Genomic DNA, 26298 nt, shown 5'->3' with positions numbered 1-26298 from the left:
ATTAAACGTTGTACTTATGCCCTTTGGGTGCAAGCATCCACCGTAAGCGGATCACCTGACGCCAACGGCCGCTATCATAACCACATCCTAAATTGTGTCTCTACCCCAACAAATATTTTAGAGCCATAATATTAAACATAATAACCCCCAATTAGTGACGATTGATTTAGTCCACTAACTAGGGGTTATTAGAATTATTTATACGTTTCTTACTTTAGAAGTTTCTCTTGTCGGCTGATGTTCACCTGACTCAATTGCCTTAATGTAATGGCAAGCTGCTTGGTGTCCACCTGTCATATATTCTTCATTACGTAACTCCGGTATCTCCTCAGCACACTTTTCTGTCGCGAATGGACATCTTGTGTGGAAACGGCAACCACTTGGTGGGTCGATTGGTGAAGGTACATCACCTTGTAAGAAGATACGCTCTGTCTTCTTCTCCGGGTCCGGTACTGGAATTGCCGATAACAACGCCTTTGTATAAGGATGTTGTGGGTTTTCGAAGATTGATTTCGTATCACCCATTTCAACAATTTTACCAAGGTACATCACAATAATACGATCTGAGATGTGACGTACAACACCTAAGTCGTGCGCAATGAATAAATAAGTTAGGTTCCAATCCTTTTGGAATTTCTTTAATAAGTTTAACACCTGTGCTTGAATCGATACGTCTAAAGCTGATACTGCTTCGTCACATACGATTAGCTTCGGATCAACCGAAAGTGCACGGGCAATACCAACACGTTGACGTTGACCACCTGAGAATTCATGTGGATAACGATCAGCTTGGTGTGGTTGTAAACCAACTGTCTCCATTAATTCTGCAATACGATCATTACGTTCATTTTTAGGCACTACATTCTGGATTTCCATCGCTTCATTTAATGTCTGACGTACAGTCATACGCGGATTTAAAGATGCGTATGGGTCTTGGAAAATAATTTGTAAATCTTTTCGCATTTTACGCATATTTTTCTTACTTAATGACAGTAAATCCGTTCCATCAAACTCAATGGTACCATCAGTCGGGTCGTCTAAACGTAAAATCGCACGGCCTGTTGTTGACTTACCACAACCAGACTCACCAACAACACTCACCGTTTCACCTTCATAAATAGTAAATGAAACATCATCAACTGCTTTTACGTTATTCACTGTTCGACCGAAGACTCCACCTTTGATTGGGAAATACTGTTTTAGGTTATTAATCTTCAGAAGTTCTTTTTTCTGGCTCATGCACTTTCACCTCCGGATCGCCATCCCATTCATCTGTATAGATCCAACAACGAACTTGCTCACCCTTACCTAAATCATCAAGGTTTGGTAATTCGCTGTGGCATAAGTCTGTTGCAAATGGGCAACGTGGCGCAAATCGACAACCATCTGGCATTTCATGTGGTGCTGGAACTGTCCCTTTAATAGGAATTAATTCCTCTTGGTCGACGTCACTACGTGGTAATGAATTCAATAGACCTACCGTATATGGGTGTCTAGGGTTCTTGAATAAAGTGTTGACATCAGCATATTCAACAACCTTACCACAGTACATAACTGCAACATAATCACATGTTTCAGCCACAACACCTAAGTCGTGCGTAATCATAACCACTGACATATCCAACTCTTCTTGAAGTTCTTTAATAAGCTCTAAAATTTGTGCTTGGATCGTAACATCTAGAGCTGTTGTAGGCTCGTCTGCGATTAATAGCTCTGGATTACACGCTAGAGCCATTGCAATCATAACACGTTGACGCATTCCCCCTGAAAGTTCAAAAGGGTACTGTGTTACACGTTGTCTTGGAGACGGAATCCCTACAAGTTCTAATAATTCTACCGCTTTTTCAGTTCCGTCTTTCTTATCAAGACCACGGTGAATTTTCAGTGCTTCACGAATTTGTTGACCAATTGTATAAACTGGGTTCAATGAAGTCATTGGCTCCTGGAAAATCATTGAGATTTGGTTACCACGAATTTTACGCATATCAGCTGCGCTATAATCTAATAGGTTTTCACCTTTGAATTTAATTTCACCGTCGACGATTTCACCTGGTGAATCAATTAATTGAAGGATTGATAAAGCACTAATACTTTTACCTGAACCTGACTCACCAACAATGCCTAACGTTTTACCTTTAGGAACATCGAAAGTTACACCGTCAACTGCTTTTACTTCATTACCTCCTACGAAGAAGGATGTTCTTAAACCTTTTACTTGTAAAATTGATTCTTGACTCATTTCTCTACACCCCACTTTCTTCTATTAATCGTTAAGGTCTATTCTCTTGTTAAGGAATTTGTATGAAATATCGACTAATAAATTAACGACAACGAATACTACTGAAATAATTAAGATACAAGCCTGCACCACTGGGAAGTCACGGTTATTGATGGAGTCTACAAGTAAACGACCTAAACCGTTAATCGCGAATACTTCCTCTGTCAATACCGCACCTGCTAGTAATGCACCGAATTGTAAACCAATTACAGTTACTACTGGAATCAGTGCGTTTTTAAGTGCGTGCTTATATACGATAATTCTTTCTTTAACACCTTTTGCACGGGCTGTTCTAATATAGTCTTGAGAAATAACTTCAAGCATACTTGAGCGTGTCATACGTGCAATTATGGCTGCTCCGGCTGTACCTAGGGTAATTACTGGTAATATGACTTGCCCAGGTGAACCCCAACCTGTTGGTGGAAACCAACCTAAGTTTACTGCAAAATATTGCATTAACATTAATCCTAACCAAAAGTTAGGCATGGATAAACCAAATAATGCAATAATCATAATCGATACGTCTGCAACAGAGTATTGTCTAACAGCAGAAATAATACCTGCAATTAATCCAAGGAAAATACTTAAAATTGTCGCATAGACCGCTAATTCTATTGTTACCAAAAACCTTGGTGCTACTTCATCAATTACTGGCGTGTTATAACGCATAGAGGTGCCAAGGTCACCTTGGATGACACCTGTTACATAATCAAAATATTGTACAGGCAATGGATCATTAAGACCTAACCTTTCTTCAATAAGTTCAACTGTTTCAGGTGGTGCATTTTCACCGGCCATTAGTTGCGCGGGGTTTCCAGGTGTTGCGTGCATCATTAAGAATACTAAGATTGTAACACCTATTAACACCGGAATCAGTTGAAATAAACGACGGATAATAAAAACTGTCATCTCCTTTGCACCCCTTTTCTATTTTTTCATCTTTGGATCTAACGCATCGCGTAGTCCGTCACCAAAAATGTTAAATGCTAATACTACAATTACAATAAATAAACCTGGGAAGAATGTAATATGAACTGCATCATTCATATAACCTCTACCATCATTCAACATCGCTCCCCACTCAGGATCTGGCGGCTGTACACCCATTCCTAAGAAGGATAAACCAGCAGCTGTTAAGATAGCCGTTGCGATGTACAACGTCGCATTTACAATAACTGGTGATAATACATTTGGCATAATGTGCTTAAAGATAATTCGTCTATCACCAGCACCTAAGGCCCTAATCGCATCGACATACTCTAGTTTTTTAGCAGCTAAAGTTGATCCGCGTATAATACGTGCAAAACCAGGTACAGCATAAATTGCTACTGCAATCGTTACGTTAATTAAACTTCCACCTAAAATACTTACAATAGCTAAAGCTAGTAAAATACCTGGGAAAGCTAGTAAGATATCAATGAAACGCATAATAATACTATCAACACGTCCACCGTAATAACCTGACACAATTCCAATAGGTATACCTACTAATGCTCCTAATATAACAGAAGCAAAACCTACAAATAATGTCATTGACATACCATGAATAATCCTACTAAATATATCTCTACCCATATGGTCGGTCCCAAACCAATACTCTGCTGAAGGACCTTGGAATCGATCTGGTAGATTAGTAGAAGTTGGATCATATGGTGTGAAGTATGGCCCAATAATTGAGACGACAATCATTAAGATAATGGTGTAAAAACCAATTAGCGCTGCTTTATTCTTTTTAAGACGGCGGTAGAAATCTTTTATACTTTTAACTTTAGGGTTTTCTACCTTTTCCTCCGTTTGATTACTTTCTACTTGATTATTTGTCACTGTTATACCCCCTTTTTGAAAACATAGAAGTTTTTGAAAATTTAAGTTAACTCTGACTTTAGATATTTTACCACAAATGGAAGCGCTTTTTTATTGTTGTTTTTTGGCAAAAATCTAAATCGAGTCTACTTTCTCAACTATCATAAACGGATAAATTCAACATTACAACAATTTACTCCAAATTAAGTCTTTTCTGAATTGCTTAACAATATTGAATTCTAAAATTATAACAACTATTTCTACCATTATATATATTATTATTTATTAGAGGAGCTTATGATTTTTGACAAAATAAAACCTTGCTAATAGTTTGAAAATGATTTATATTATTTTTGAGGGCCTACCTAAAAAATCGGGTGCTCGAAACATAAATTACCAAGGGGGTAAAACAAGCATGAAATCAAATAAGACACTTTGGCTATTAGCCGTGTTGCTAGTTTTTTCATTGTTTTTAGCTGCTTGTGCTGGTGATGGTACTGGTGATGATGATACTGGTACTGATGAGGATCCAGATGCAGGTGAAGAAGCTGGTGATGGTGAAGGCGACGCAGATGAAGATTTAGATGCTGACGTTGATGCAGATGGAGACCATATTGTTCTTGCAGTCTCTTCAGACGCTGTTTCATTAGATCCACATGGCGATAACGATGTTCCTTCAAGTAACGTACGTAGTAACATTTTTGAAACTTTAGTTAAGCAAGATGATGATATGGAAATTGTTGAAGGTCTTGCAACCGATTGGGAGCAAATAGACGATACTACCTGGGCATTCACACTACAAGAAGGTGTAGAGTTCCACGATGGCAGTGAATTCACTGCATCTTCAGTTAAGGCGAACTTAGAACGTGTGAAGGACCCTGCACTAGCATCTCCTCGTGATTTCTTGTATGAGATGATCGAAGAAATTTCAGTTGAAGGTGATCATGAAGTTCATATTACAACTGAATACCCATTCGCACCTTTACTATCTCACTTAGCGCATGATGCAGGTGGTATGATTAGTGAAGAAGCGATTAACAGTGACTATGAGCAGGCTTTAGAAGAAGCTGATGTTGACTTATCAGTTGAAGAGTATTATGACTTACGCACTGAAGGCGGAGAAGAGTATGAAGAGGTTTATGGTGAAATCTCTGAGTATGTTGGTACTCATGTAGCAAGTAATCCATATGGTACTGGGTTCTTTGAATTAGAAGAACGTATCACTGGTGAAGAAACAACATTAGTACGCTTTGAAGACTACTGGGGTGAAAATGCACTTCCAGGAGCAGTAACTTTCAAAGAAGTTCCTGAAATTGGTGCACGTCTAGCAGAGCTAGAAACTGGATATGCTCATATCGCAGATCCAATTCAGCCCACTGACTATGAGCGTGTTGACGAAGATGAAGAAACATTCGTAAACGAACAAGAATCAGTTAGTTTATCTTACGTTTCATTCAACGTTGAAAGAGAACCATTTGATGATCCAAAAGTACGTGAAGCGATTAACTTAGCAATTGACCAAGAAGCGATTATCGAAGGTATCTATGAAGGCATTGGTACACCAGCCTTAGGACCACTAGCTCCAGACGTTTTTGGTTATGACGAGAACGTTAGTGGTCTAGGCTATGACCCTGAACGTGCTCAAGAATTACTTGATGAAGCTGGATATGGTGATGGTTTCGAAACAACTATATGGACAAATGACGATGAGCAACGTGTTGAAATTGCAACTTATGTTCAAGATGCTCTATCTGAATTTGACATTGACGTAGAAATTAATCAGCTAGAATGGGGTACTTACCTAGATCGTACAGCTGACGGTGAACACGATATGTTCATTCTAGGTTGGTCAACAGTAACAGCTGATGCTGACTATGGTCTATACGCTTTATTCCACTCTAGCGCACACGGCTCTACTGGTAACCGTTCATTCATTGCTGATGATGAGCTAGATGAGCTATTAGATCAAGGTCGTCGTGAAGCAGATCCAGATGCACGTCAAGAGATCTATACTGAAGCTCAAGAGCTATTAACTGATCTAGCTCCTATGCTTTACGTTCACCACCAAAACTATATCACTGGTGTAAGAAGCGAAGTAGAAGGATTCTCAGTTGACGCATTAGGTATCTATCAGCTTAAAGATATCACTCTTAACGAGTAATCTTTAACTATTAAAAAGGCTGGCATTGCGCCAGCCTTTTTTATGTTTGATTTGAGCCTCTCGCTTTGATTTTTGAGCCTCTCGCTTTGATTTTTGAGCCTCTCGCTTTGATTTTTGAGCCTCTCGCTTTGATTTTTGAGCCTCTCGCTTTGATTTTTGAGCCTCTCGCTTTGATCAAAAAAGAGCTATGAGGCTGATCAGCCTCATAGCTCTTTTTTGTATTATGAATACTTCGCTTTTTTCTGTTGGCGTTCGCGTTCACTCTTATTTAAGATCTTCTTACGTAAACGGATCGACTCAGGTGTTACTTCACAATACTCATCGTCATCTAAATACTCGATTGCCTCTTCTAGCGTTAATTTACGAGTACCTTTTAAAGTGACGGTATTATCTTTTGTCGCTGAACGAACGTTTGTTAAAGCTTTTTCTTTCGTAATGTTAACTGTTAGGTCATTCTCACGATTATGTTCACCAACAATCATACCTTCGTAAACCTCTGTTCCAGGTTCAATGAAGATCACGCCACGGTCTTCAAGGGCCATAATACTATATGGTGTTGCTTTTCCTTTTTCTTGAGCAACTAATACACCTTGACGACGCCCGCCAACTGAACCTTGTGCAACCGGCTCATAAGCATCAAATGAGTGGTTAATAATCCCATAACCACGTGTTTGTGACATGAATTCTGTCGCGTAACCGATTAAACCACGAGAAGGGACTTTGAACTCTAATCTTACTTGACCGTTTCCATGGTTAATCATATCAAGCATTTCACCTTTACGAGCTCCTAATGATTCCATAACTGGACCTGTATAATCTTCTGGAACATCGACTTGGACACGCTCATACGGCTCACACTTCACACCATCAATTTCTTGAATAATAACTTGCGGTTTAGATATTTGTAGCTCATAACCTTCACGACGCATGTTTTCAATTAAAATTGATAAATGAAGTTCACCGCGTCCTGATACAATCCACGCATCAGGTGTTTCTGTTTCTTCTACACGTAAACTAACGTCTGTTTCAAGCTGTGTTAATAGGCGTTCTTCTATTTTTCTTGCTGTTATATAGTCCCCTTCTTTACCAGCAAATGGACTGTTATTAACAACAAACCTCATTTGTAAAGTCGGTTCATCGATTCTTGGTATTGGAAGTGGGTCAGGATCATTCACATCACAAACTGTCTCCCCTACGTTTAAGTCCTCCATACCAGAAACCGCTACAATATCACCAGCTTCAGCTTCATTAATTTCAACACGTTTTAAGCCGATAAATCCAAACAGCTTCGTAATACGATGATTTTTAACTGAGCCGTCTTTTTTCATTAAAGCGACTTGGTCACCGACTTTCATCTTACCTCGGTATACACGACCAACACCAATACGCCCAACGTAATCATTATAGTCTAGTAGCGTGACTTGGAATTGCAGTGGTTCATCTTTAAGCTTATCTGGTTGCGGAATATGCTTTAAGATCGTTTCAAAAATCGGATCCATCGTTTCATTTTGCTCTTCTGCTTCATACCCTGAAGTTCCTTGTAATGCTGAAGCATAAGCAACTGGGAACTCTAACTGCTCATCATCAGCACCAAGCTCGATAAATAAATCTAACACTTCATCAACGACTTCCTCAGGACGGGCATTCGGACGGTCAATTTTATTCAAAACAACCATTGGCTTTAAGTTTTGCTCTAAAGCTTTCTTCAAAACAAAACGCGTCTGTGGCATACAACCTTCATACGCGTCTACGACTAATAAGACACCATCTACCATTTTCATAATACGCTCAACTTCACCACCAAAGTCGGCGTGTCCTGGAGTATCTAAAATGTTAATACGGGCATCTCCGTAATTTATAGCTGTATTTTTCGCGAGGATCGTAATCCCGCGTTCCTTCTCTAAATCATCCGTATCCATCACACGTTCATCAACGTTTTCATTATCGCGAAACGTACCAGAGTAGTGTAACATTTGGTCAACTAATGTCGTTTTACCGTGGTCAACGTGCGCAATAATGGCGATGTTACGAATATCTTTGTGCTCTTGCATAGAAACGCTCCATTCTCTAACTAAAATTTTCTGCCTTTGTTATTATATATTAGTTCAGCCTTAGTGTATAGTTTTAATCAAAAGTATCTTAATTAATCAATTTGTCTAATGGATTTTGTGAAAATGACCACAATTAAACCGACCATTAACAAACAGCATGAAGCAACAAATATTATTTCTTCAATCGCAAACCCTAGTGAAATAAACATTGAAGTTAATAAAAACGAAACAGGCAATAAGCCCATCGATGAAAACGAAATTAAGCTCATCATTCTCCCTAGATACTCCTCATCAGTATGGGCTTGAATAGCAGAAATTAATGGTACATCAATGATTGCCATAGTTAATCCAACTAAACCTATAAACAATAAGCTAAGCCAAAGTTCTCCAGTTAAGCTAAAGCTTACCATAAACACCCCTAATGCCATAATGCCCCCTAACGAGACAAGCCCTCTTCTTCTTTTTATATTTATTATTCCAACTATGATTGCCCCAATTAGCATACCTACTCCTAATAAACCACTCAATAAGCTATAAGTGAACTCATCTCCATCTAGAACATTACGAGCGAAAATCGGTAAACCCACTTGCATCGGTCCACTTAAAAATAAGTTTAGCGAAACAGATGTTAGCATTAACGTTAGGAGAAATGATGATTGTTTAACATACCGAATACCGTCTGTAATAGCACCCCATATAGACGCCTGCTCTAATTCGATATCTTTATTTACATTTCTTCTTAAAAACATGTCTATCACTGCAGCAATCAGTAACATTAGGCTAACTATTCCAAACATTAACTCATAACTTCCAAACCCAATAACTAAACCTGCTAATAATGGCCCTACGATAATAGAAGAACGTTGTGTTGTTTGGACAATTGCGTTTGCTCTTGTTAGTTGTTCTCTATCTACTATACTTGGGAATAATGATGAACTAGCAGGCCAAAAGAACGCATCCAGCAAACCAAACAAAAACGCTAAGCCGACTAATACCCATATCGATAGTAAATCAAAAACTAGCAGGCCGATTACAGCTAATAACAAAACTGCTTTCGTAAAATCAGATACCAACATGACAGTCGCTTTGTTGACACGATCAGCAATTGCACCACCAATTAACATAAACAATAGCCTAGGAATCGAAGTTGCGAAAAAAACAATTCCTAACATCACTTCTAACCTTAAATAATCGACAACATACCAATTTACTGTAAACAAAAAGAAAGCAACACTCAAACTTGATGCGAAAAAGGTTAAAAAGAATAAAATGAACGATCGATTTCGAAATAATGGTGCATGACTTTCCCCACTAACTTCTGCCAAATTCCCCATCCCCTCACATTAAGAATAAATTTTCTAACTCTCGAATCACAGATTTCACCTCGCCTTGATTAATCGAATAATAGACTTTGTTTTCATCCCTACTTGACTGAACAAATCCATGATTAAGCAAAATAGCTAAATGGTGAGATACAGTTGAGTTTGATATCCCTAATGATTGTGCAATCTCATATCCATAGTGCGCCCGCCTTTTTAGAAGTCTTAGCATATTAAAACGACGTTCATCAGTTAAAATCTTTAAAAGCTCTAGTACCTCTTTATCATCTCGCATTTTACGAATTACATTAAATCTTTTTAAACCAACAATTAATAAATTAAAATCCGCTTCGTCATGACTAATAAAACCAACATTAAGAGAATAAGAGGGTACAACAATTAACCGCTTTCTATCGTTCCAGGTAGTATGTTGTGACGCTAATTCATGTATAAACGATTGATATTCATTTTGTTTGAGTACGTCTATGCTTTGTTCTAATTCCTGTAATACTTGCTTTTCATCATTCATATAATTGCGCTCATACATTTGCTTTAATAATAGACTTAACCTCTGTTTAACTTCATTTGGGTGATGAGCAAAATAAATCATTTTCCACTTTTCTTCTTCTGGAATAGTTAAATGTTTTATTCTCTCCATAACAGGTAAACTTTTAATCGAATCGTCTTCATAGCTTGTTTTGATTATTTCTCTAACGAGTTGTTGTTCATCCATGCCTAGGATTGTTCCTTGTAATTTCTCAATTGATGTTAAAGCATCACGACTATACAAATAAGGCAGTAATGAAACCGCAATATGACTATCCTTTTGAAAGAAGACCTGTAGCTCCTTTTTCTCTTCATTTGATATTGAGTCATAAACGTTCTCGACCCAATTTTCAACATCACTTCCTTTAACTAAGGATTGGTATTTATCCTCTTCTTCACCCTTTCCGACATTCGCTACTCGGAATAAAAAGGCGAGAAAGTCTGCTAGCTTTTGTAGTTTGACCTCATATTTCATATTCATTGAATCAACCTTTCGATATATATTGTATGTACTTGTTAATCAAAGTTTACATCTTATTTTAATATAAGTCAAAATACATATTCGATCATAATGAAAAGATCAACCAAAATAAATAACACTCCCTACAAGGAAGTGCTACTCAACCATTTCATCTAATATTGGATATACCGCTTCAACTCCATCTTCTGCAATCATACATGCAATGCCAATAGGCGTTTGCCAAAAGTGATCGGGAATTGTTGGGTTTTTAATTCCTGCTGCTTTAAACAATGAGTTGTAAATGCGATCTAAATGGCTTCTGGTCGTTTGTCGATCGACTTCTTTTTCACCACGTGCTAGTAAGAACAAATAACGCATGGATTGAAAGATATTATCTCCAGGCATAAATGTAAAATCCTTAAACAATTTTAGCTGCTTTTCAACTTGATCAGACAAAGCGTTATTAATTGCTAAATCATCTAAACGTTCATATAATTGGCGGTTTAATTGCTTAAAGACACGGCGCTTTTCTTGTTGCATGACATCATCTGTATACACGGTTTTTAAGAAATCAAATGCTTCCTCTCGCGTCCATCCCATATCGACATCCCCTCTTTACTCTACTGGTTGATCTGAATATTCAACTTCTCCATCTTTAAGGCCAATATATAAGTCTTTCTCACCAAAAAACCAAACATCTTTCTCATCAACTTGAAAGGCAATTCCTTTTTTCTCTGTTTCAACTTCTGGCTCTTCAGTACTTCCAATCGCCATACCGATTGAGAATCCTTTTTGAAATGAACAAGTCCCACCATATTTAGGGAAAAATCGAACAGCATCTCCTTGTTCAAGGTCCATCTCATCCATAAACCAATCTACTGCTTGATCAGTTACATGTATATTCATAATGTCTCGGCCTCCTTATTTCTCTTAAATTTAGTGTATCGAAAGTGTTAATACACAACAACTAATAATACTTTTATAATAATATTGAAAAATTCCTTCCATTGTCGTAAAATTTTTAAAATACTATAAATTCTTTAGAAGAGTAAAGGGGGAAACTAGTTGAACAACGAAAGAATTGGAACGCTTTATGCGACTTTCGCCTATTTGCTTTGGGGATTTTTACCCCTTTACTGGAAGGTGTTAGAGTTCGTACCTTCATGGGAGATTTTAGCTCACCGGATTTTATGGTCCTTTGTATTTATGATGGCTTTTATATTAATTATTAGGCGCTGGCATTTGTTTATGGCAGAGTGCCGTATGATCTTCACAGATTGGAAAACTGCCTTAGGTATTTCTGCCGCCTCAATTGTCATTAGCATTAATTGGGTCACATACATATGGGCAGTTAACTCAGAGCGCGTGTTAGATGCTAGTTTAGGTTATTATATAAACCCGTTAATAAGTGTTTTATTTGGATTTATTTTTTTACAAGAAAGGTTCACAAAACTGCAATGGATTGCGATTACACTGGCATTGACGGGTGTCGGATACATGACATACAACTTTGGCGATGTTCCTTGGGCTGCATTACTTCTTGCTGTATCATTTGCGATCTACGGGTTATTGAAAAAAATAGTTAAACTGGATGCAATATTCGGCTTAGCAATCGAAACGCTAATTGTATTACCCGTTGCGTTCATCTACATTGCCCATCTTGAATGGGTTAATAATGGAGCAATGAGTGTCTCTTTAGTTGGCTTATTATTAATTGGTACTGGGTTGGCTACTGCCATTCCGCTTTTATTGTTCGCACAAGGCGTAAAGCGAATTCCATTGTCGCTGATTGGATTTTTACAATATATAGCACCAACCATCATGCTTTTACTTGGGGTTTTCCTATTCAACGAACCCTTTACATCAGTCCATGCTATTACCTTTACCCTTATTTGGGTGGGATTAATCTTATATACTTATGAACGCGTTAAGCAGTTAAAATCACACGTTCATTAGAATTAGTCTATAGCTAAAGTAGTAGAACATATCTACTTTAGCTATTTTTAAATTTTTTCTTCATTTTAGAAAGCGCTTTCATATATTATGTTACAATAAGGAAAAAGGGGTAAGAGGAGGGCATCTAATGTCAAAAAAATTTGAAACAGATGTAATTCATCATGGTTATGATTCAAAGGAGCACTTCGATAGTTTATCAACACCAATCTATCAAACTTCAACTTACACATTCGCAAACGCTGAACAAGGGGAAAAACGCTTTCTGGGTGAAGACAGTGGGTTTGTTTATTCTCGATTAGGAAACCCAACTGTTCGTCATTTAGAAGAGCGCATAGCTTCCTTAGAAAACGCTGAAGCTGGCCTCGCATTCTCATCTGGAATGGCAGCTGTATCTGCTACATTAATCGCTTTAACAAAAGCTAATGATCACATTTTATGTTCTCAAGGTCTATATGGCTGTACGTTTGGTTTACTAGAAATTATGAGGGATAAATATAATATTCAGTCTGACTTTAGCTTAATGGAGTCAGAAGATGCATTACGTGAGTCGATTCAAGATCATACAGCCCTTATTTATGTGGAAACACCGATTAATCCAACGATGAAAATTATTGATTTAGAAATGGTCGCTCGAGTGGCAAAAGAGTACAACATTCCAGTCGTTGTAGACAATACTTTTTCATCACCCTACTTACAACGCCCAATTGATTTAGGGTGTGATATTGTTCTTCATAGTGCAACTAAGTATATTAGTGGTCATGGAGATGTCGTAGCTGGGTTATTAGTAGGTAAAGAAGAGTTTATTTCCGAAGTTGCTATGACAACACAAAAAGATATCGGCGGGATTCTGTCACCTTTTGATGCTTGGCTATTATTAAGAGGTTTAAAAACATTACCTATTCGAATGGACCGCCACTCTTACAATGCAGAAAAAGTGGTAGAACAATTGAAAACGCATCCTAAAATCAAGAGCGTTCACTATCCATTTGACCAAAACAATCCAGACTATGAAATTGCTAAGAAACAGATGAAATTAGGTGCGGGTGTTATTGCTTTTGAAATTGAAGGTGGTAAGGAAGAAGCACAAGCCTTTTTAAACCGACTTTCATTTATTAAATTAGCCGTTAGTTTAGGTGATGCCGAATCGATCATTCAACACCCTCAGACAATGACACATGCTGTTGTCCCAGAAGAAAGCCGCCTTAAAATGGGTATTACTGATTCGTTAATTCGCATGTCTTGTGGATTAGAAGCATGGGAAGACATTTGGAACGATTTAAAACAAAGCTTAGATCATATGTAATATTGCTTGACTGGGCAAATTAAAAAGGGGCTATCCAATCATTCCTCATGAATTGGATAGCCCTTTTATCTATTATCCTAAAATCCGTCTTACATAATTTTGTGTTTCTTCAAATGGAGGAACGCCTCCGTAATAATCGACATTCCCAGGTCCAGCATTGTATGCAGCTAGGGCTTTTTCTAAATCACCGTCATAGCGGTTTAGCATATCACTTAAGTATCGTGCGCCACCTTCGATATTCTCTTCGGGGTCAAAGGCGTTTCTTACCCCTAGTGATTCAGCTGTAGCTGGCATCAATTGCATCAAACCTTGGGCGCCAGCATGACTTACAGCTTGTGGATTAAAGTTTGATTCGGTTTGAATCACTTCACGTATTAAGTCAGCATCAAGGTTATATTTTTCTGCTACCGTATCAATAATCTCATCATAATCTGACTTAGAAACAGTCGAATTAAAGTTGATCGGATTCATTTGTGTATTGGCAACAGGACCAAGCTGGGATTGATCAAGCATTAACGAATTTGATGGTGTTGTCGACTGTTGGTTAATGCCTAACTGGTTCATAAATAGATTTTGAAACGAAACCTCTTGTGTTCCTGATTGCTGCCTCTGTTTATTTAACAATGGGCTTTCACTTACTGATCTTTGATAATTCATCAAAACTTCAAACATACGTGAATCAAACATAAGTCTCCACTCCCAAGTTTCAAAAACTGACAAATCTTAAGTTCTATTATAGCATACTTTTAATAGATTTTAAGATTTCAATTGTTCTGTTAATATCTTGCTCATTGATATCAAAGTGCGTCACAAAACGAACGAGTGTTGGGCCAAACTGAACAGCTTTAACCCCAGACTCTCCTAATTTCTCAACCATTTGCGCCCCATCAAAGGGTGTGTTGGCAACATCCATAATGACAATATTCGTCTCAACTGGATACGCTAATTCAAATCCTGCTTCCTTTATACCTTGTTCTAACTTTTTCGCATTTCCATGATCTTCATGAAGGCGCTTAGACATTTCAGTTAAAGCAATCATAGCAGGAGCTGCAATTACTCCCACTTGCCTTAATCCCCCACCTAAACGTTTACGCCATTTCCTTGCCTGAGTAATAAATTCTTTAGAACCAGCAATAATCGAACCAATCGGTGCACCTAAACCTTTGGACAAACAAATTTGCACTGTATCGGTATAGCTTGCATACTCTTTTGCTGAAATCCCTGACGTTGAAACAGCGTTAAAGAGACGCGCACCATCTAAGTGAACTGGAATATGGTTACGTTGTGCTAAATCATAAGTTGCGCTCATTGTTTCTAAAGGAATTACTGCGCCACCAGCACGATTGTGAGTATTTTCTAATACTATTAACCCCGTTTCTGGTAAATGAACATCCTCAGGTCGAATAGCCGCTTCTACATCAGCTGGATGCATGGCACCGCGATTACCTTTAACTGTTCGCGGCTGAACACCAGCAAACGCTGAAATCGCAGCCCCTTCGTAGTAAAATAAATGTGATTCTTCTTCTAAAATAATTTCATTACCAGGACGCGTATGTGCTAATACCGCAATTTGATTGCCTTGAACACCACTTGTCACAAACAATGCCGCTTCTTTCCCTAACATCTCAGCCGCTTTCTCTTCTAGTAGTTGAACGGTCGGGTCTTCAACATACACATCATCGCCAACTTCAGCATGGAAACTTGCTTCTCGCATTTCTTGAGTCGGTTTAGTAACCGTATCACTTCGTAAATCAATCATAATAGCCACCCCCACCATTTTTAGGATTGCATCTAATTGGGTTGTACAGAAAAAACTAGATTACTTTTTTACCGAAACATCATTGAGCGTTTCTTTAAAACTTTCATAAACATATGTCCAAAGAGTCGAGTCCTCTGTGTATCTTCTCGTTAACGTCTTAATCATTTCTTTCTGTTTCTCTTTAAAGGCTGGGTCGTCCTTTGATGGAAGTGAATCATTAAACTCATCTACCATTTGTTGAACTTCAGGGGCGCGTGGTCCCCATTTCCCAACTAGCTTCCCTTCATCATTTAAAATTAATACAATTGGAATAGCTCGTCCACCATTAGTTAAATGACGATCGATCAATTCCGTATCCGCATCTCTAAGTACGACCCTAACTTCTACTCCAGCCGCTTCAGCTAAACGTCGGATCACGGGGTTAATCATCATCGCATCACCACACCAGTCTTCAGTGATGATTAAGAAATGAAGTGATTGTGTTTTTAACGTCTCAACAAGCCCGTCATTCGGTAATTGAAGATGGTGATACACGTTAAAACTCTCTTCTTTTAATTTACTCATACCATCCATATAATCTTGAATCGTTGTTCCTTCTGAAAAATACTGTTCTTCTGTTTTCACGCTTATCCCTCTTTTCTTACATCGTTAGTTTAATTATGTATAAGAACCCTCTATAGGGCAAATGTCTTGTTTATTGTCGTGTTGTTTATTAATTATATTTACTAAAAAACACCGTCAAAATAGAACTTTCAAGTACTATTTTGACGGTGCTTTTAGTCTGGTGTAACCATTGGACTTGGCACACATAATTTCGTACCAATTGCAATGTAATCCGGATTTTCAATATGATTATTTGCCGATACAAGCGAGTCTAATGGTATGTTAAACCGATCAGCTAATTCATACAACGATTCACCGGGCCTTACAATATGAAATCGTTCCATTGGACAATCTACATCTATACTTGGCGGTATACAAAGTACTTGCCCGAGTTGAAGTTGATACGGGTTAACACCTGGGTTCCTTGCTAAAAGATGCTCCACTGTGACATTGTACATTTGGGCAATTTGGAATAAAGTATCGTAGGGTTTAATCAAATATTGGAATCCGTTATCACATGGGGGCAACGGTAAGCATATCACCTGACCAACAAATAACCGCTCTGGGCCCACACCTGGATTTGCCTGTTCTATACTTAGTACAGCGATGTTATAACGTTCAGCTAGGTGATAAAACGTATCATTAGGCATCACAACATACTGCTGTTCATAAAGGCAATTTAACGGATGTCTAACATCGTACATCGTTCCACTCCTTTTGTATAATCTAACCTACAGTATGTTTATACCTAGTTAGTTGTGATATGGCTCAACATGTTCATCTATTAATCTCACTTATAAATAAAACTGATTTCAAATAGATTAGTCTATGACTCGATCAACAAAATCACCTACACGCTCATAAAATTCTTCAGTTACATTATCAAATGCCTTCGTATGACCGGCCTCAGGGACAATCCACAGCTCGTTTTCACCACCTGCTGCATCAATAATTTCATAAGCCATCTCTGTTGGGACTAAGTCATCATCCTCACCATGAATAATCAATAATGGAAGGTTATTGTCTTTCACTTGCTCTACAGCGGAAGCTTCACCTAATGTATAACCAGCTCGAATGTTCGTTATCACACTCGTTACTTCAAGTAGAGGGAATGATGGTAATCCATATATATGATCCAATTGGTGCGCGAGCTCATCTTTTACCGTGCTATAACCACTATCAGAAATAATACCCTGCACTTCTTCTGGTAGTTCCTCACCACTTGTCATAAGAACCGTTGCAGCTCCCATTGAATTCCCGTGTAAAATGATTTCCTCTGTCGTATAGTCTTCAATCAACAGATCAATCCAATCAAGATAGTCGAGTCGATCGTGCCAACCGTAACCAATGTAATCGCCCTCACTTTCACCGTGACCCCGAGCATCAGGTATCAAAATATCAAATCCTTGGTCATAGTAAAATTTTGCTAATTGACCCATATTGTCACTCGTATTTCTAAAACCATGAGCCAAGATGACAGATTTACTCTCACCAGAATCATTTTCAATAAACTGTGCCACTAAATTCAAGTCATCAAAAGCTGTTATTTCAACAATTTCTGTATCCTGCTCCCCAAACCACTCATTCGCCTCATCTACAAGCATTTGACTTTGTTCAGTTGCAGCTACATTAACTTCCTCATCCTCACGATGAAGCTCAACTTCAGTCCCTCTTTTAATTCCTTGATCATAAAAATAATTACCTGCGAACGTTAATCCAATCAGCACAACTACGAAAAAACTACCTACAATGATGAGTAATTTCTTTTTCAACTTAACATTCCCCTTTATTCAGTAATCAAGTGGACACGTTTCCACCCTCTAACACTATTAAAAAAGGCCAACTCCCAAACTGATGTAAGCTCATCTTTCGCTAGACTTCTTTCACTTATTTGTTTTTCACTTAATAATTTTTCGCGGAAAGTCCCGGGTAAAAGCCCATCTCTAACTGGAGGTGTATACCATTTACCTTCTAGTAAATAAGCAAAGTTTCCCGTTGTAAACTCTGTAATCATTCCTTCTTCATTCCAAAGTAACGTTTCATCTACATCATCTCGTACTCGCTTGTTGTAAACATCTCGATTCGTTGTTTTATGATACAAAAAGGCATTCTCTTTTTTAATTGGATCAAGTGCTAAAGCTATCTTCAATGATTCCGGCCTATTACTGATGTCTTGTAGCTCGTATTGTATGTCACCTTCTTCATCAACTAGTAAACGTACTTTATATTCACCTTGGTGGTAAGCCTTAATTGCTTTAAACGTTTCTTTTAATGGATGATCATTCAAGTTAATATTAAAATAATTCGCTGACTTAGTAAGCCTGTTCATATGCTCTTGTTCAAGGTCGATTACCCCGTCTTTTAACAGCATCGATTCCAACAGTTTAAATGATTTTGGCTTCCGGTATAAAACACGTGCTTTATCAACGGTCTCCTCATACTCCCCCTCTGCAGATGAATCCCACGTAATGCCACCACCAACACCGTACACAGCTTGATTAGTTTCTTTATTGTGGATAATGGTTCGAATTGGAACGTTAAAAACCGCTTCGCCTCTTGGTGTCAGAATACCAATTGCACCACAGTACACTTCACGGGGACTATTTTCTAAATGGTAGATTTGCTCCATCGTACTTTTTTTGGGTGCACCTGTAATCGAACCACATGGAAACAAAGCTTTAAATAAATCAACAAGGTCTGCTTCCTCTTTCAGCTCCGCCTGCACTGTTGAGGTCATTTGGTGAACAGTTGGATAACTCTCAATCGTAAACAATTGAGGCACATTGATCGTTCCTGCTTTTGCAACTTGTGAGACATCATTTCTTAGCAAGTCGACGATCATCACATTTTCAGCCCGATCTTTAACTGATTCAGATAGTTGAAGTTTCAACTTTTCATCTTCTTCAACCGTTAGCCCTCTTCTTATCGTCCCTTTCATTGGCCTTGTTTCAATTGTATGACCATTGGATGCGAAAAATAATTCCGGTGAGATGGATAATAGATCATGCGAACCTATTTGTAAGAGTGCTGTGTAATTGGCTTGTTGAGCTTGGGTGAGTTGTGTAAACCATGCCTCAGAATCAACATCACTTAACTCCGCTAATAACCTTAACGTATAATTAACTTGATATGTCATGCCCTTAGAAATTAAATGATGAATCGTTTCAATCGCCTTCTCATAAGCTTGTTTGTCTGTGTCTGGCTTCCATTCAGTATTAAAAAATGTTTCATCTACCGCCACCTCCCCCTTTTGGGCAGACTCTTCAAATACACCAAACCAAACGTAAGGTAGCTCCTCTACACTATGGAAAGGTAAATGAGGTATGAAGGCCTGCGCTGCTTCATAACTGACAAATCCACCAACATAATATCCCTTTTTTGAATAATCTTCAGCTTGTTTAATGATTGTTTTGACTTCACCAATCGTATCAGCTTGTAAAATCGTAATCGGATTTCGAAAATGCATCGCATGATTTTTAAGCCAAGGGTGTTTGAATTGAAACGTTAACTTAACATCACTCACCACGACTCACCTGCCTCGTTAAACCGTGTCCTGCTACAAAGTTTTCTATCATTTTTAAACCATACGTTGTTAAAATCGCCTCAGGATGAAATTGCACCGCTTCAATTGGTAAATATTTATGCCTGACACTCATAACTTCACCGCAGTCGGTTTGTCCTGTTATCTTTAGTACATCAGGCATATTTTCTTTACGAGCAATTAACGAATGATAACGCGTGACAGCTGTAGGCGAGTCAATATCTGTATAGATTTGATCCTCATCATGCACTACCCATTCGACTTTCCCGTGCATGGGAACGTTAGCTTCCTCAATCATTCCACCAAAGGCTTGGACAACAATTTGAAAGCCTAAACACACACCTAATACCGGTAATTTATTTTGAACAGCCTGTAAAATAGTAAGACTATTTAAGACATCATCCGGGTTACCTGGACCAGGTGAGAATATAACCGCTTCAGGGTTTAGCGCCATAAGCTCTGAAACCGATATTTGGTCGTGTTTAACGACTTTCACCTCCACTCCCATTTGTTCAAAATAGTCGACTAAATTATATGTAAAAGAATCATAATGGTCGATCATCACAATCATTTTGCATCCCTACCATAGCTCGTTATTCTTAGTCGATTCGAAACTGCTTTCTTTCTCCTAAAGACGTGTAAGTAGAACTCCCAAGGTACAAAGGAACCGAAAGCTTCTCATCATTAGGTAATCCATTATCTAAAAATAAATCATCATCACGATAAAACTGTGTCATATCCCCGACAAACCAGTCATGATCGCCGTACCTGTTGACATCAATCACTTGGCATTCATAGGCAACATAAGCATCTTTTAATATGGGAGCATCAATTGTGATACCACGATCATACTCCATTTCACCTAAAAAAAACTTATTCGTACTCGCCCCTGAGTACACGCCGGCTTGTTGGATAAACTGAGCTTTCTCCATCGGCAAAAAATGTACACCAAACTGCCCGGACTTTTTCATTAATTCATATGTATGGCGCTCATGCCCAATCGCAACACCATAGATCGGTGGTTGAAACGAAATATATGAATGCCAGCCTGCTGCCATAACGTTATCTTGTCCATTATAAGATGTTGTAACAATCGCAACCATACCCGGATAGCTGTGCATCACCGTTTGGTTCGTTGGCTTTCTCATCACGCTTTCCCTCCTGTTATTATCTATTTTTAGTTTAACAGAAATTAGACCACTATGACCGCAATTATGATATATTGAGTACGAGGAGGGATTGCTTTGTTTAAACCAACTGAACAATTCGCACATGAATTAGACCAACAAGACCAACTTAAACAATTTAAAAATGAATTTTATATAAAAGACGACCATATTTACCTAGATGGCAACTCACTCGGATTAATGTCAAAACGAGCTGAACAATCGTTACATCACGTGACAGAAGCGTGGAAAAATGATGCGATTGGCGGCTGGGTGAGTGGAGAATACCCTTGGTTTTATTTATCAGAAGACTTAGGGAAACAGGTTTCGTCATTAGTCGGTGGAAAACCTGAGGAAGTTGTCGTAACTGGTTCAACAACTTCCAATTTACATCAGCTAGTCAGTACGTTTTATCAACCAAAAGGCAATAAAACGAAGATCTTAGCTGATGAATTAAACTTCCCATCAGACATTTATGCTTTACAAAGTCAATTAAAACTACACGGTTATGACCCAGATGAACACTTGGTTCGCGTTAAAAGTCGAGACGGGCGAACGATTGATGAAGATGACTTAATCAATGCGATGACAGATGATGTAGCACTTATCATTCTGCCAACTGTTTTATACCGTAGTGGTCAACTATTAAATATTGAGAAGTTAACAAAGGCTGCTCACGAACGAAATATACTAATTGGCTTTGACGGCTGCCATTCTGTTGGTGTCATTCCACACCATTTCCATGAAGCAGGCGTTGATTTTGCTTATTGGTGTCACTATAAATATGTTAATAGTGGGCCAGGTGGTGTTGCGGGTTTATTTGTCCATGAAAACCATTTCGATAAAACACCAGGACTTACGGGTTGGTTCGGTTCAAACAAAGAAAAGCAATTCGATATGGAGCACACCTTCACACCTGCTTTAGATGCGGGTGCTTATCAAATTGGTACACCACATGTATTAAGTGTCGCACCTTTAATTGGCTCACTAGAACTATTTGAAGAAGCAGGGATTGAACAGATCCGAGCAAAGTCACTTCATGCAACAGCGTACTTAATGTATTTAGTTGAGAAATATTTATTAGAATACGGATTTACAATTGGTAATCCTAAAGAAGATGAGCGCCGTGGTGGTCATGTGTGCTTAGAGCATGATGAGGCTGCGAGTGTTTGTAAAGCACTAAAAGATTATAATGTTACACCTGATTTCCGTGCTCCGAATGTGATTCGCCTTGCACCGGTTGCATTTTACGTATCGTATCACGATGTATATCGAACAGTACAAATTTTAAAGGAAATTATGGAAAAGAAGGTCTATAAACAATATAAAAACGAACGCGACGTTATTGCTTAGGAGGATTAACATGATCATTGATATTTCACGTACTTTAAAACAGGAGACTCCCACTTGGCCAGGAGATACACCTTTTTCTTACGAGTTAACTTGGTCTAAAGAGGAGACGGGTTCTGTTAACGTTGGGCAATTCACAACGAGCTGTCATACCGCTACACACATTGATGCACCGTATCATTTCAATGACAGTGGCTTAACCGTTGAGCAATTACCGCTTGATTTGTATGTTGGTGACGTTCTTGTAGTGGATGTGTCAACAAAAGAACGTATTAGACCAGATGATTTAAAGTTAGTCGATCTATCGCATGTTAGACGCGTCATTTTAAAAACGTCTGCTTGGAAGGACCCTTCTTACTTTCCGACTGAGATCCCCATTATAGATCCAAGTTTAGGTGAGTTTTTTAGAAGGAATGGTGTGGAGTTAATTGGTGTTGACCTCCCTTCTGTCGATCCACTTGAAAGTAAGACATTAGATGCACACCACGCATTTGAAAAAAACAGCATTCACATTTTAGAGGGGCTTAATTTAGAAGGCGTTGAACCAGGCTTATACCACTTAACGGCTTTACCTTTAAAAATTGAAGGTGCTGACGGATCGCCTGTTCGTGCTATATTGAAGACGAAGAGTTAAAATAGGTGCCGTTCTGTTTTAGAAGGTTCCGTTCACAAAGAAATGAACTCAAAAAAGGCGTTTGGAGTATAATCCAAACGCCTTTAGTATTCTGAAATTTATATAACTAACACCCTCGTTTATTTTAAAAATGATGGAGAGCGATTTGCTAAGTTAAAAACTACCTAAATGCTTTAGAATTCTCCAAACCAGCATTTGAGAAGTATCTCTTTATATGCTCAGTGCACCCGAACTTCATTAATACGTGCACTTATAAGTGATGGTGTATGATTTAAACTGAGAACACATCACTATCTATACACCAAATGCCTTAACAATTTATCAACAGGACCTTGTATTTGCTCTTTTTCAAATAGGATCGCTATCATTAGAGCTCCCATCCAGATAAGGACAGCAATTCCCGCTCCTCCAGTAGCAGTCAATCTCATACCGAGGCCTATGAAAGCAGGAGATAGGAGAAATACGAGCATTGTTTCGTTGAAAATATAGAAGGTCAATGATCTTTTCCCTAAAGCTGCAAGTGCTTTAGATATAGCTCCTTGGTTTTTGATTGCAACTACGATTACACCGAATAATGCTGCATAACCGAATCCTCCTGCGAAGCCAGTTATCAAATGACATGCATAAAGTAACCCCGCGATAAGTGGGGATGGTTCCCACAGCTGTAAGCCATAGGTAGCTAATGGGAGAGCACCTACGATGGAAAGAAATATTCCTATGATTGATATCCAAACTAATTTTTTCAGATGCTGGTCTGGTTTAGTTAGTAACTCGTTTCGCGCTGCCCACATTCCTACAAGAACAGGAATTAGAATGGGATACATGAAATGAACGAAGACTATTATCACTGGAAAGTTCACAAAGTTTGCAACCATTATGCTTAAATAAGTGTAAGCAGAAGAAAACTCGTCTTCTAATGTCAATCCACCCAGATCGTGGGCAATTACCATCCACCCTAATGGCAACCAGAGGGAAAAAAATAAACTTATTCCTATTAACACCTTAATAAGTGCACGATACCCTCGTAAAAGCAACCACCCTAGGAGTAAACTAGCAACCCCGTATGGCGCAAGAATATCATCACCTCCTATAATGACTGCTAGTACAAAGCCAAATAACAGTAAAAAGAATGCTCGACGACGTAGTAAGCGTTTTGCTTCTTTAACTGTTGTCCCTTTATCCAGTTGTCGTTGAATAACTAACACCATACCGTAGCCGAATAGTAACGCAAACATAGGACGAGCGCGGTTTTCAATGAACAAATGGCTGACAAAGTTGATTACTTTATCACTTGTATTTGTGCTAAGAGGTTGCGACATGATGCCAGGTTCTGCGCCGAATAAGAGTAATGGTGCGTGAGCCAAGGCGATTAGAAGGAGCATAAATCCCCTAGCGATATCTAGTGCTTGAGCCCTTTCCTGCGTGATTAACGTTCTTATGGCTCGATTTTTTTGTTTTGTTTGAATATTTTCTTTGTGTTTCAATTAGAAAACTTCCCCCCATTAACAACCGGCCCTTCCTCAGCAAATTACAAGTACGGTATAGGTTATACTGATGTTAAGTAGAGATAGATTTTCTACTCCTCTTTATACATATCTTTTAACTCGTTTGATCCAATCGCCCCACCTATCATTAAAATAAGAGGGCCAAAGTTCCATAGGAAGGAACCACCCATAAGTGGAATATTTAGTGCAGTAAAATGATTTAAAACAAGAGATGCAATTTTGATAAGTAGGATTGCAGCCCCAAGCAACCAAACCATGTCAAATACAAATTTAATTTTTGGATAGGCTAGCTTTTTACTATCCTGAATGACTTTTTCTTTTAATTCTTCATCGTTTCTCAAGAGTTCATCTATAGTTACACCGAATAAATCACTCAAATTAATGATTATTTCAATGCTAGGATAATTCTGTCCATTTTCCCACTTTGAAACAGATTGGCGACTGACATATAGTTTTTCTGCCAAGCCTTCCTGTGACCATCCTTTTTTCTGTCTTTCATTTTTCAGTTTCTCGGCAAATATCATTTTATTTACCACCTTTTCTTCGCTACATTAGCATTAATTTTATTCAGGTTCGCCACTAATACTATTGAAATCACTAAAAAAAGTAAAGCTAACAATGGTTGCAACAGGCTGCAACCACCAGTTGCATCAACGTTTCTTCACTTAAAGTAATGCTTTTTATTGTTATCAAAAATGTCAACTGAGAGCTTAACAAAATTCCCCTCTCATATCTTGAGCAGAAGAACCTCTTCACTTCCCACATATGTATCCAGGTGTTACTTATATTAATGACACACACTTTAGTTTAAGTACGTTTTTCCACAAACATATTCATCTTAATTTAATTTTTTGCTTATTTTCTATTCAACCTTTAATTCAAAAAAAACACGTGAACTCATAGAAAATTCACGTGTGAAAAAGTATCCATTCCTATCTTAGTGCAATTTTAACCATAATCTGTCAGTTTGGTTCGGCCTCTATTTTAATGTGTAAATTACAACCTCGATCTCACATTCCATAGCTCAGGGAAGAAGTAGTGGTCTAGCACTTGCTTTAAGTAACCGACCCCTGATGAGCCACCTGTCCCTTTTTTATGTCCGATGATTCGTTCGACCGTTTTCATATGACGGAAGCGCCACTGTTGCATCCAATCTTCTAAGTCTACTAACTTCTCAGCTAACTGATATAAATTCCAATAACGCTCCGTATCTTTATAGACTTCAATCCAAGCACTCTCAACACTTTCATTCTCTTCATATGTCTTAGTCAGATCGCGGTTTAGCACTTCTTCATCAATTTCAAATCCTTCCTTAGCTAAGGCTCGTATGGCCACATCATATAATCCAGGTGCTTCATAAGCCTCTATTAATTTCTTCTGTAGTTCTGGTTCTTTTTCATAGATCTTGATAACCTGTGGTGTCTTGTATCCTAATGCAAATTCGACCATTCTATATTGATAAGATTGAAAGCCTGATGCATGACCTAGCTGGTCGCGGAAGCCTAAGTATTCACTTGGTGTCATTGTAGATAAAACATCCCAAGCTTTAATGATTTGATTTTGGATACTTGATACACGCGCGAGCATTTTAAACGCGGGCTGAAATGACTCTTCTTGTACCTTTTGTATAGCTGCCTGTAATTCGTGCAACGTTAACTTCATCCAGAGTTCACTAACTTGGTGGATTACTATAAACAACATCTCATCGTGGTGATCTGATAATCTATTTTGACTATTTAAAATCGAATCTAAATCTAAATAATCACCATAAGTCATTCGGTCTTTAAAATCTGTATGGATCCCCTTTTCATTTTCAAACGTCATGACGTAACGCTCCTTTTTTTCTTTTATCTTAACATAGCC

25 protein-coding genes are annotated in these 26298 nt (G+C 38.3%); 5 read left to right on the top strand and 20 right to left on the bottom strand.

The annotated features are described in order from the left end of the window. Positions 1-198 precede the first annotated feature (198 nt). The 4 genes from ABDZ63_RS11890 to ABDZ63_RS11875 are packed head-to-tail and all read right to left on the bottom strand — an operon-like array spanning position 199 to position 4102. Positions 199-1239, bottom strand: coding sequence for an ABC transporter ATP-binding protein (locus ABDZ63_RS11890; protein WP_343783742.1), 1041 nt, complete (start codon positions 1237-1239; stop codon positions 199-201). Further along, a complete protein-coding gene (locus ABDZ63_RS11885) occupies positions 1208-2239 on the bottom strand; it encodes an ABC transporter ATP-binding protein (RefSeq protein ID WP_343783741.1) in 1032 nt (343 codons plus the stop codon). The genes ABDZ63_RS11890 and ABDZ63_RS11885 overlap by 32 nt, the downstream gene beginning before the upstream one ends. A gap of 24 nt (positions 2240-2263) precedes the next feature. After that, on the bottom strand, positions 2264-3187 hold the full coding sequence (locus tag ABDZ63_RS11880) for an ABC transporter permease (protein ID WP_343783740.1): 924 nt from the start codon (positions 3185-3187) through the stop codon (positions 2264-2266). An 18-nt stretch (positions 3188-3205) separates the two neighbouring features. Further along, positions 3206-4102 (bottom strand): ABC transporter permease, encoded by an 897-nt coding sequence (locus ABDZ63_RS11875; RefSeq protein ID WP_343783739.1) that lies wholly within the window; start codon positions 4100-4102, stop codon positions 3206-3208. Positions 4103-4496: 394 nt separating this feature from the next. Here ABDZ63_RS11875 and ABDZ63_RS11870 point away from each other — a divergent pair, with 394 nt between their 5' ends. Beyond that, complete coding sequence (locus ABDZ63_RS11870) at positions 4497-6242, top strand: glutathione ABC transporter substrate-binding protein (RefSeq protein ID WP_343783738.1); 1746 nt, start codon at positions 4497-4499, stop codon at positions 6240-6242. 221 nt (positions 6243-6463) lie between these two features. On the opposite strand, the gene typA is transcribed toward ABDZ63_RS11870, so the two are convergent. The 5 genes from typA to ABDZ63_RS11845 all read right to left on the bottom strand — a co-directional run bounded on the left by typA (position 6464) and on the right by ABDZ63_RS11845 (position 11524). Then, positions 6464-8293, bottom strand: coding sequence for a translational GTPase TypA (gene typA / locus ABDZ63_RS11865; RefSeq protein WP_343783737.1), 1830 nt, complete (start codon positions 8291-8293; stop codon positions 6464-6466). Positions 8294-8385: 92 nt separating this feature from the next. Next, positions 8386-9627 (bottom strand): MFS transporter, encoded by a 1242-nt coding sequence (locus tag ABDZ63_RS11860; RefSeq protein WP_425541988.1) that lies wholly within the window; start codon positions 9625-9627, stop codon positions 8386-8388. A 4-nt stretch (positions 9628-9631) separates the two neighbouring features. Further along, complete coding sequence (locus tag ABDZ63_RS11855) at positions 9632-10639, bottom strand: ArsR/SmtB family transcription factor (RefSeq protein ID WP_343783735.1); 1008 nt, start codon at positions 10637-10639, stop codon at positions 9632-9634. A 135-nt stretch (positions 10640-10774) separates the two neighbouring features. Next, positions 10775-11218 carry a hypothetical protein gene (locus ABDZ63_RS11850; RefSeq protein WP_343783734.1) on the bottom strand — a complete coding sequence of 148 codons (444 nt, stop codon included), beginning with the start codon at positions 11216-11218 and terminating at the stop codon, positions 10775-10777. Positions 11219-11233: 15 nt separating this feature from the next. Next, a complete protein-coding gene (locus ABDZ63_RS11845; protein ID WP_343783733.1) occupies positions 11234-11524 on the bottom strand; it encodes a HesB/YadR/YfhF family protein in 291 nt (96 codons plus the stop codon). Between the two features lie 159 nt (positions 11525-11683). Here ABDZ63_RS11845 and rarD point away from each other — a divergent pair, with 159 nt between their 5' ends. Together rarD and megL are read left to right on the top strand one after the other, a co-directional pair. Next, positions 11684-12574, top strand: coding sequence for an EamA family transporter RarD (gene rarD / locus ABDZ63_RS11840; protein WP_343783732.1), 891 nt, complete (start codon positions 11684-11686; stop codon positions 12572-12574). Between the two features lie 127 nt (positions 12575-12701). Beyond that, on the top strand, positions 12702-13877 hold the full coding sequence (gene megL, locus ABDZ63_RS11835) for a methionine gamma-lyase (RefSeq protein WP_343783731.1): 1176 nt from the start codon (positions 12702-12704) through the stop codon (positions 13875-13877). Between the two features lie 72 nt (positions 13878-13949). Here the strand turns inward: megL and ABDZ63_RS11830 are convergent, their stop codons facing one another. From ABDZ63_RS11830 to ABDZ63_RS11795, 8 genes are all read right to left on the bottom strand, one after another. Beyond that, complete coding sequence (locus ABDZ63_RS11830; RefSeq protein ID WP_343783730.1) at positions 13950-14564, bottom strand: lytic transglycosylase domain-containing protein; 615 nt, start codon at positions 14562-14564, stop codon at positions 13950-13952. A gap of 46 nt (positions 14565-14610) precedes the next feature. Next, a complete protein-coding gene (locus ABDZ63_RS11825; protein ID WP_343783729.1) occupies positions 14611-15636 on the bottom strand; it encodes a threonine aldolase family protein in 1026 nt (341 codons plus the stop codon). A gap of 60 nt (positions 15637-15696) precedes the next feature. After that, complete coding sequence (locus ABDZ63_RS11820; RefSeq protein ID WP_343783728.1) at positions 15697-16260, bottom strand: thioredoxin family protein; 564 nt, start codon at positions 16258-16260, stop codon at positions 15697-15699. Between the two features lie 152 nt (positions 16261-16412). Further along, positions 16413-16943: a LysM peptidoglycan-binding domain-containing protein gene (locus ABDZ63_RS11815; RefSeq protein WP_343783727.1), complete on the bottom strand. Its 531-nt coding sequence runs from the start codon at positions 16941-16943 to the stop codon at positions 16413-16415. Positions 16944-17060: 117 nt separating this feature from the next. Continuing rightward, positions 17061-18011: an alpha/beta hydrolase gene (locus tag ABDZ63_RS11810; protein WP_343783726.1), complete on the bottom strand. Its 951-nt coding sequence runs from the start codon at positions 18009-18011 to the stop codon at positions 17061-17063. Between the two features lie 14 nt (positions 18012-18025). Continuing rightward, a complete protein-coding gene (gene pabB, locus ABDZ63_RS11805; RefSeq protein WP_343783725.1) occupies positions 18026-19762 on the bottom strand; it encodes an aminodeoxychorismate synthase component I in 1737 nt (578 codons plus the stop codon). Continuing rightward, a complete protein-coding gene (locus ABDZ63_RS11800) occupies positions 19755-20351 on the bottom strand; it encodes an anthranilate synthase component II (RefSeq protein WP_343783724.1) in 597 nt (198 codons plus the stop codon). Before ABDZ63_RS11800 ends, pabB begins: the two co-directional genes overlap by 8 nt. A gap of 28 nt (positions 20352-20379) precedes the next feature. Then, complete coding sequence (locus ABDZ63_RS11795; protein WP_343783723.1) at positions 20380-20928, bottom strand: flavin reductase family protein; 549 nt, start codon at positions 20926-20928, stop codon at positions 20380-20382. A gap of 96 nt (positions 20929-21024) precedes the next feature. Here ABDZ63_RS11795 and kynU point away from each other — a divergent pair, with 96 nt between their 5' ends. Beyond that, a complete protein-coding gene (kynU, locus tag ABDZ63_RS11790; RefSeq protein ID WP_343783722.1) occupies positions 21025-22299 on the top strand; it encodes a kynureninase in 1275 nt (424 codons plus the stop codon). Positions 22300-22309: 10 nt separating this feature from the next. Next, on the top strand, positions 22310-22930 hold the full coding sequence (gene kynB / locus ABDZ63_RS11785) for an arylformamidase (protein ID WP_343783721.1): 621 nt from the start codon (positions 22310-22312) through the stop codon (positions 22928-22930). A gap of 290 nt (positions 22931-23220) precedes the next feature. Here the strand turns inward: kynB and ABDZ63_RS11780 are convergent, their stop codons facing one another. From ABDZ63_RS11780 to kynA, 3 genes are all read right to left on the bottom strand, one after another. Continuing rightward, positions 23221-24414: a DUF418 domain-containing protein gene (locus ABDZ63_RS11780; RefSeq protein ID WP_343783720.1), complete on the bottom strand. Its 1194-nt coding sequence runs from the start codon at positions 24412-24414 to the stop codon at positions 23221-23223. A 92-nt stretch (positions 24415-24506) separates the two neighbouring features. Then, a complete protein-coding gene (locus ABDZ63_RS11775; protein WP_343783719.1) occupies positions 24507-24959 on the bottom strand; it encodes a helix-turn-helix domain-containing protein in 453 nt (150 codons plus the stop codon). A 472-nt stretch (positions 24960-25431) separates the two neighbouring features. Further along, positions 25432-26259 carry a tryptophan 2,3-dioxygenase gene (gene kynA, locus ABDZ63_RS11770; RefSeq protein ID WP_343783718.1) on the bottom strand — a complete coding sequence of 276 codons (828 nt, stop codon included), beginning with the start codon at positions 26257-26259 and terminating at the stop codon, positions 25432-25434. Positions 26260-26298 lie beyond the last annotated feature (39 nt).

The organism is Alkalibacillus silvisoli, assembly GCF_039521975.1.
In the GTDB taxonomy this organism is placed as follows: Bacteria; Bacillota; Bacilli; order Bacillales; family Alkalibacillaceae; genus Alkalibacillus; species Alkalibacillus silvisoli.
Note: the sequence above shows the minus strand (reverse complement) of the source record. Positions and strands in the feature narration are given on the sequence as shown.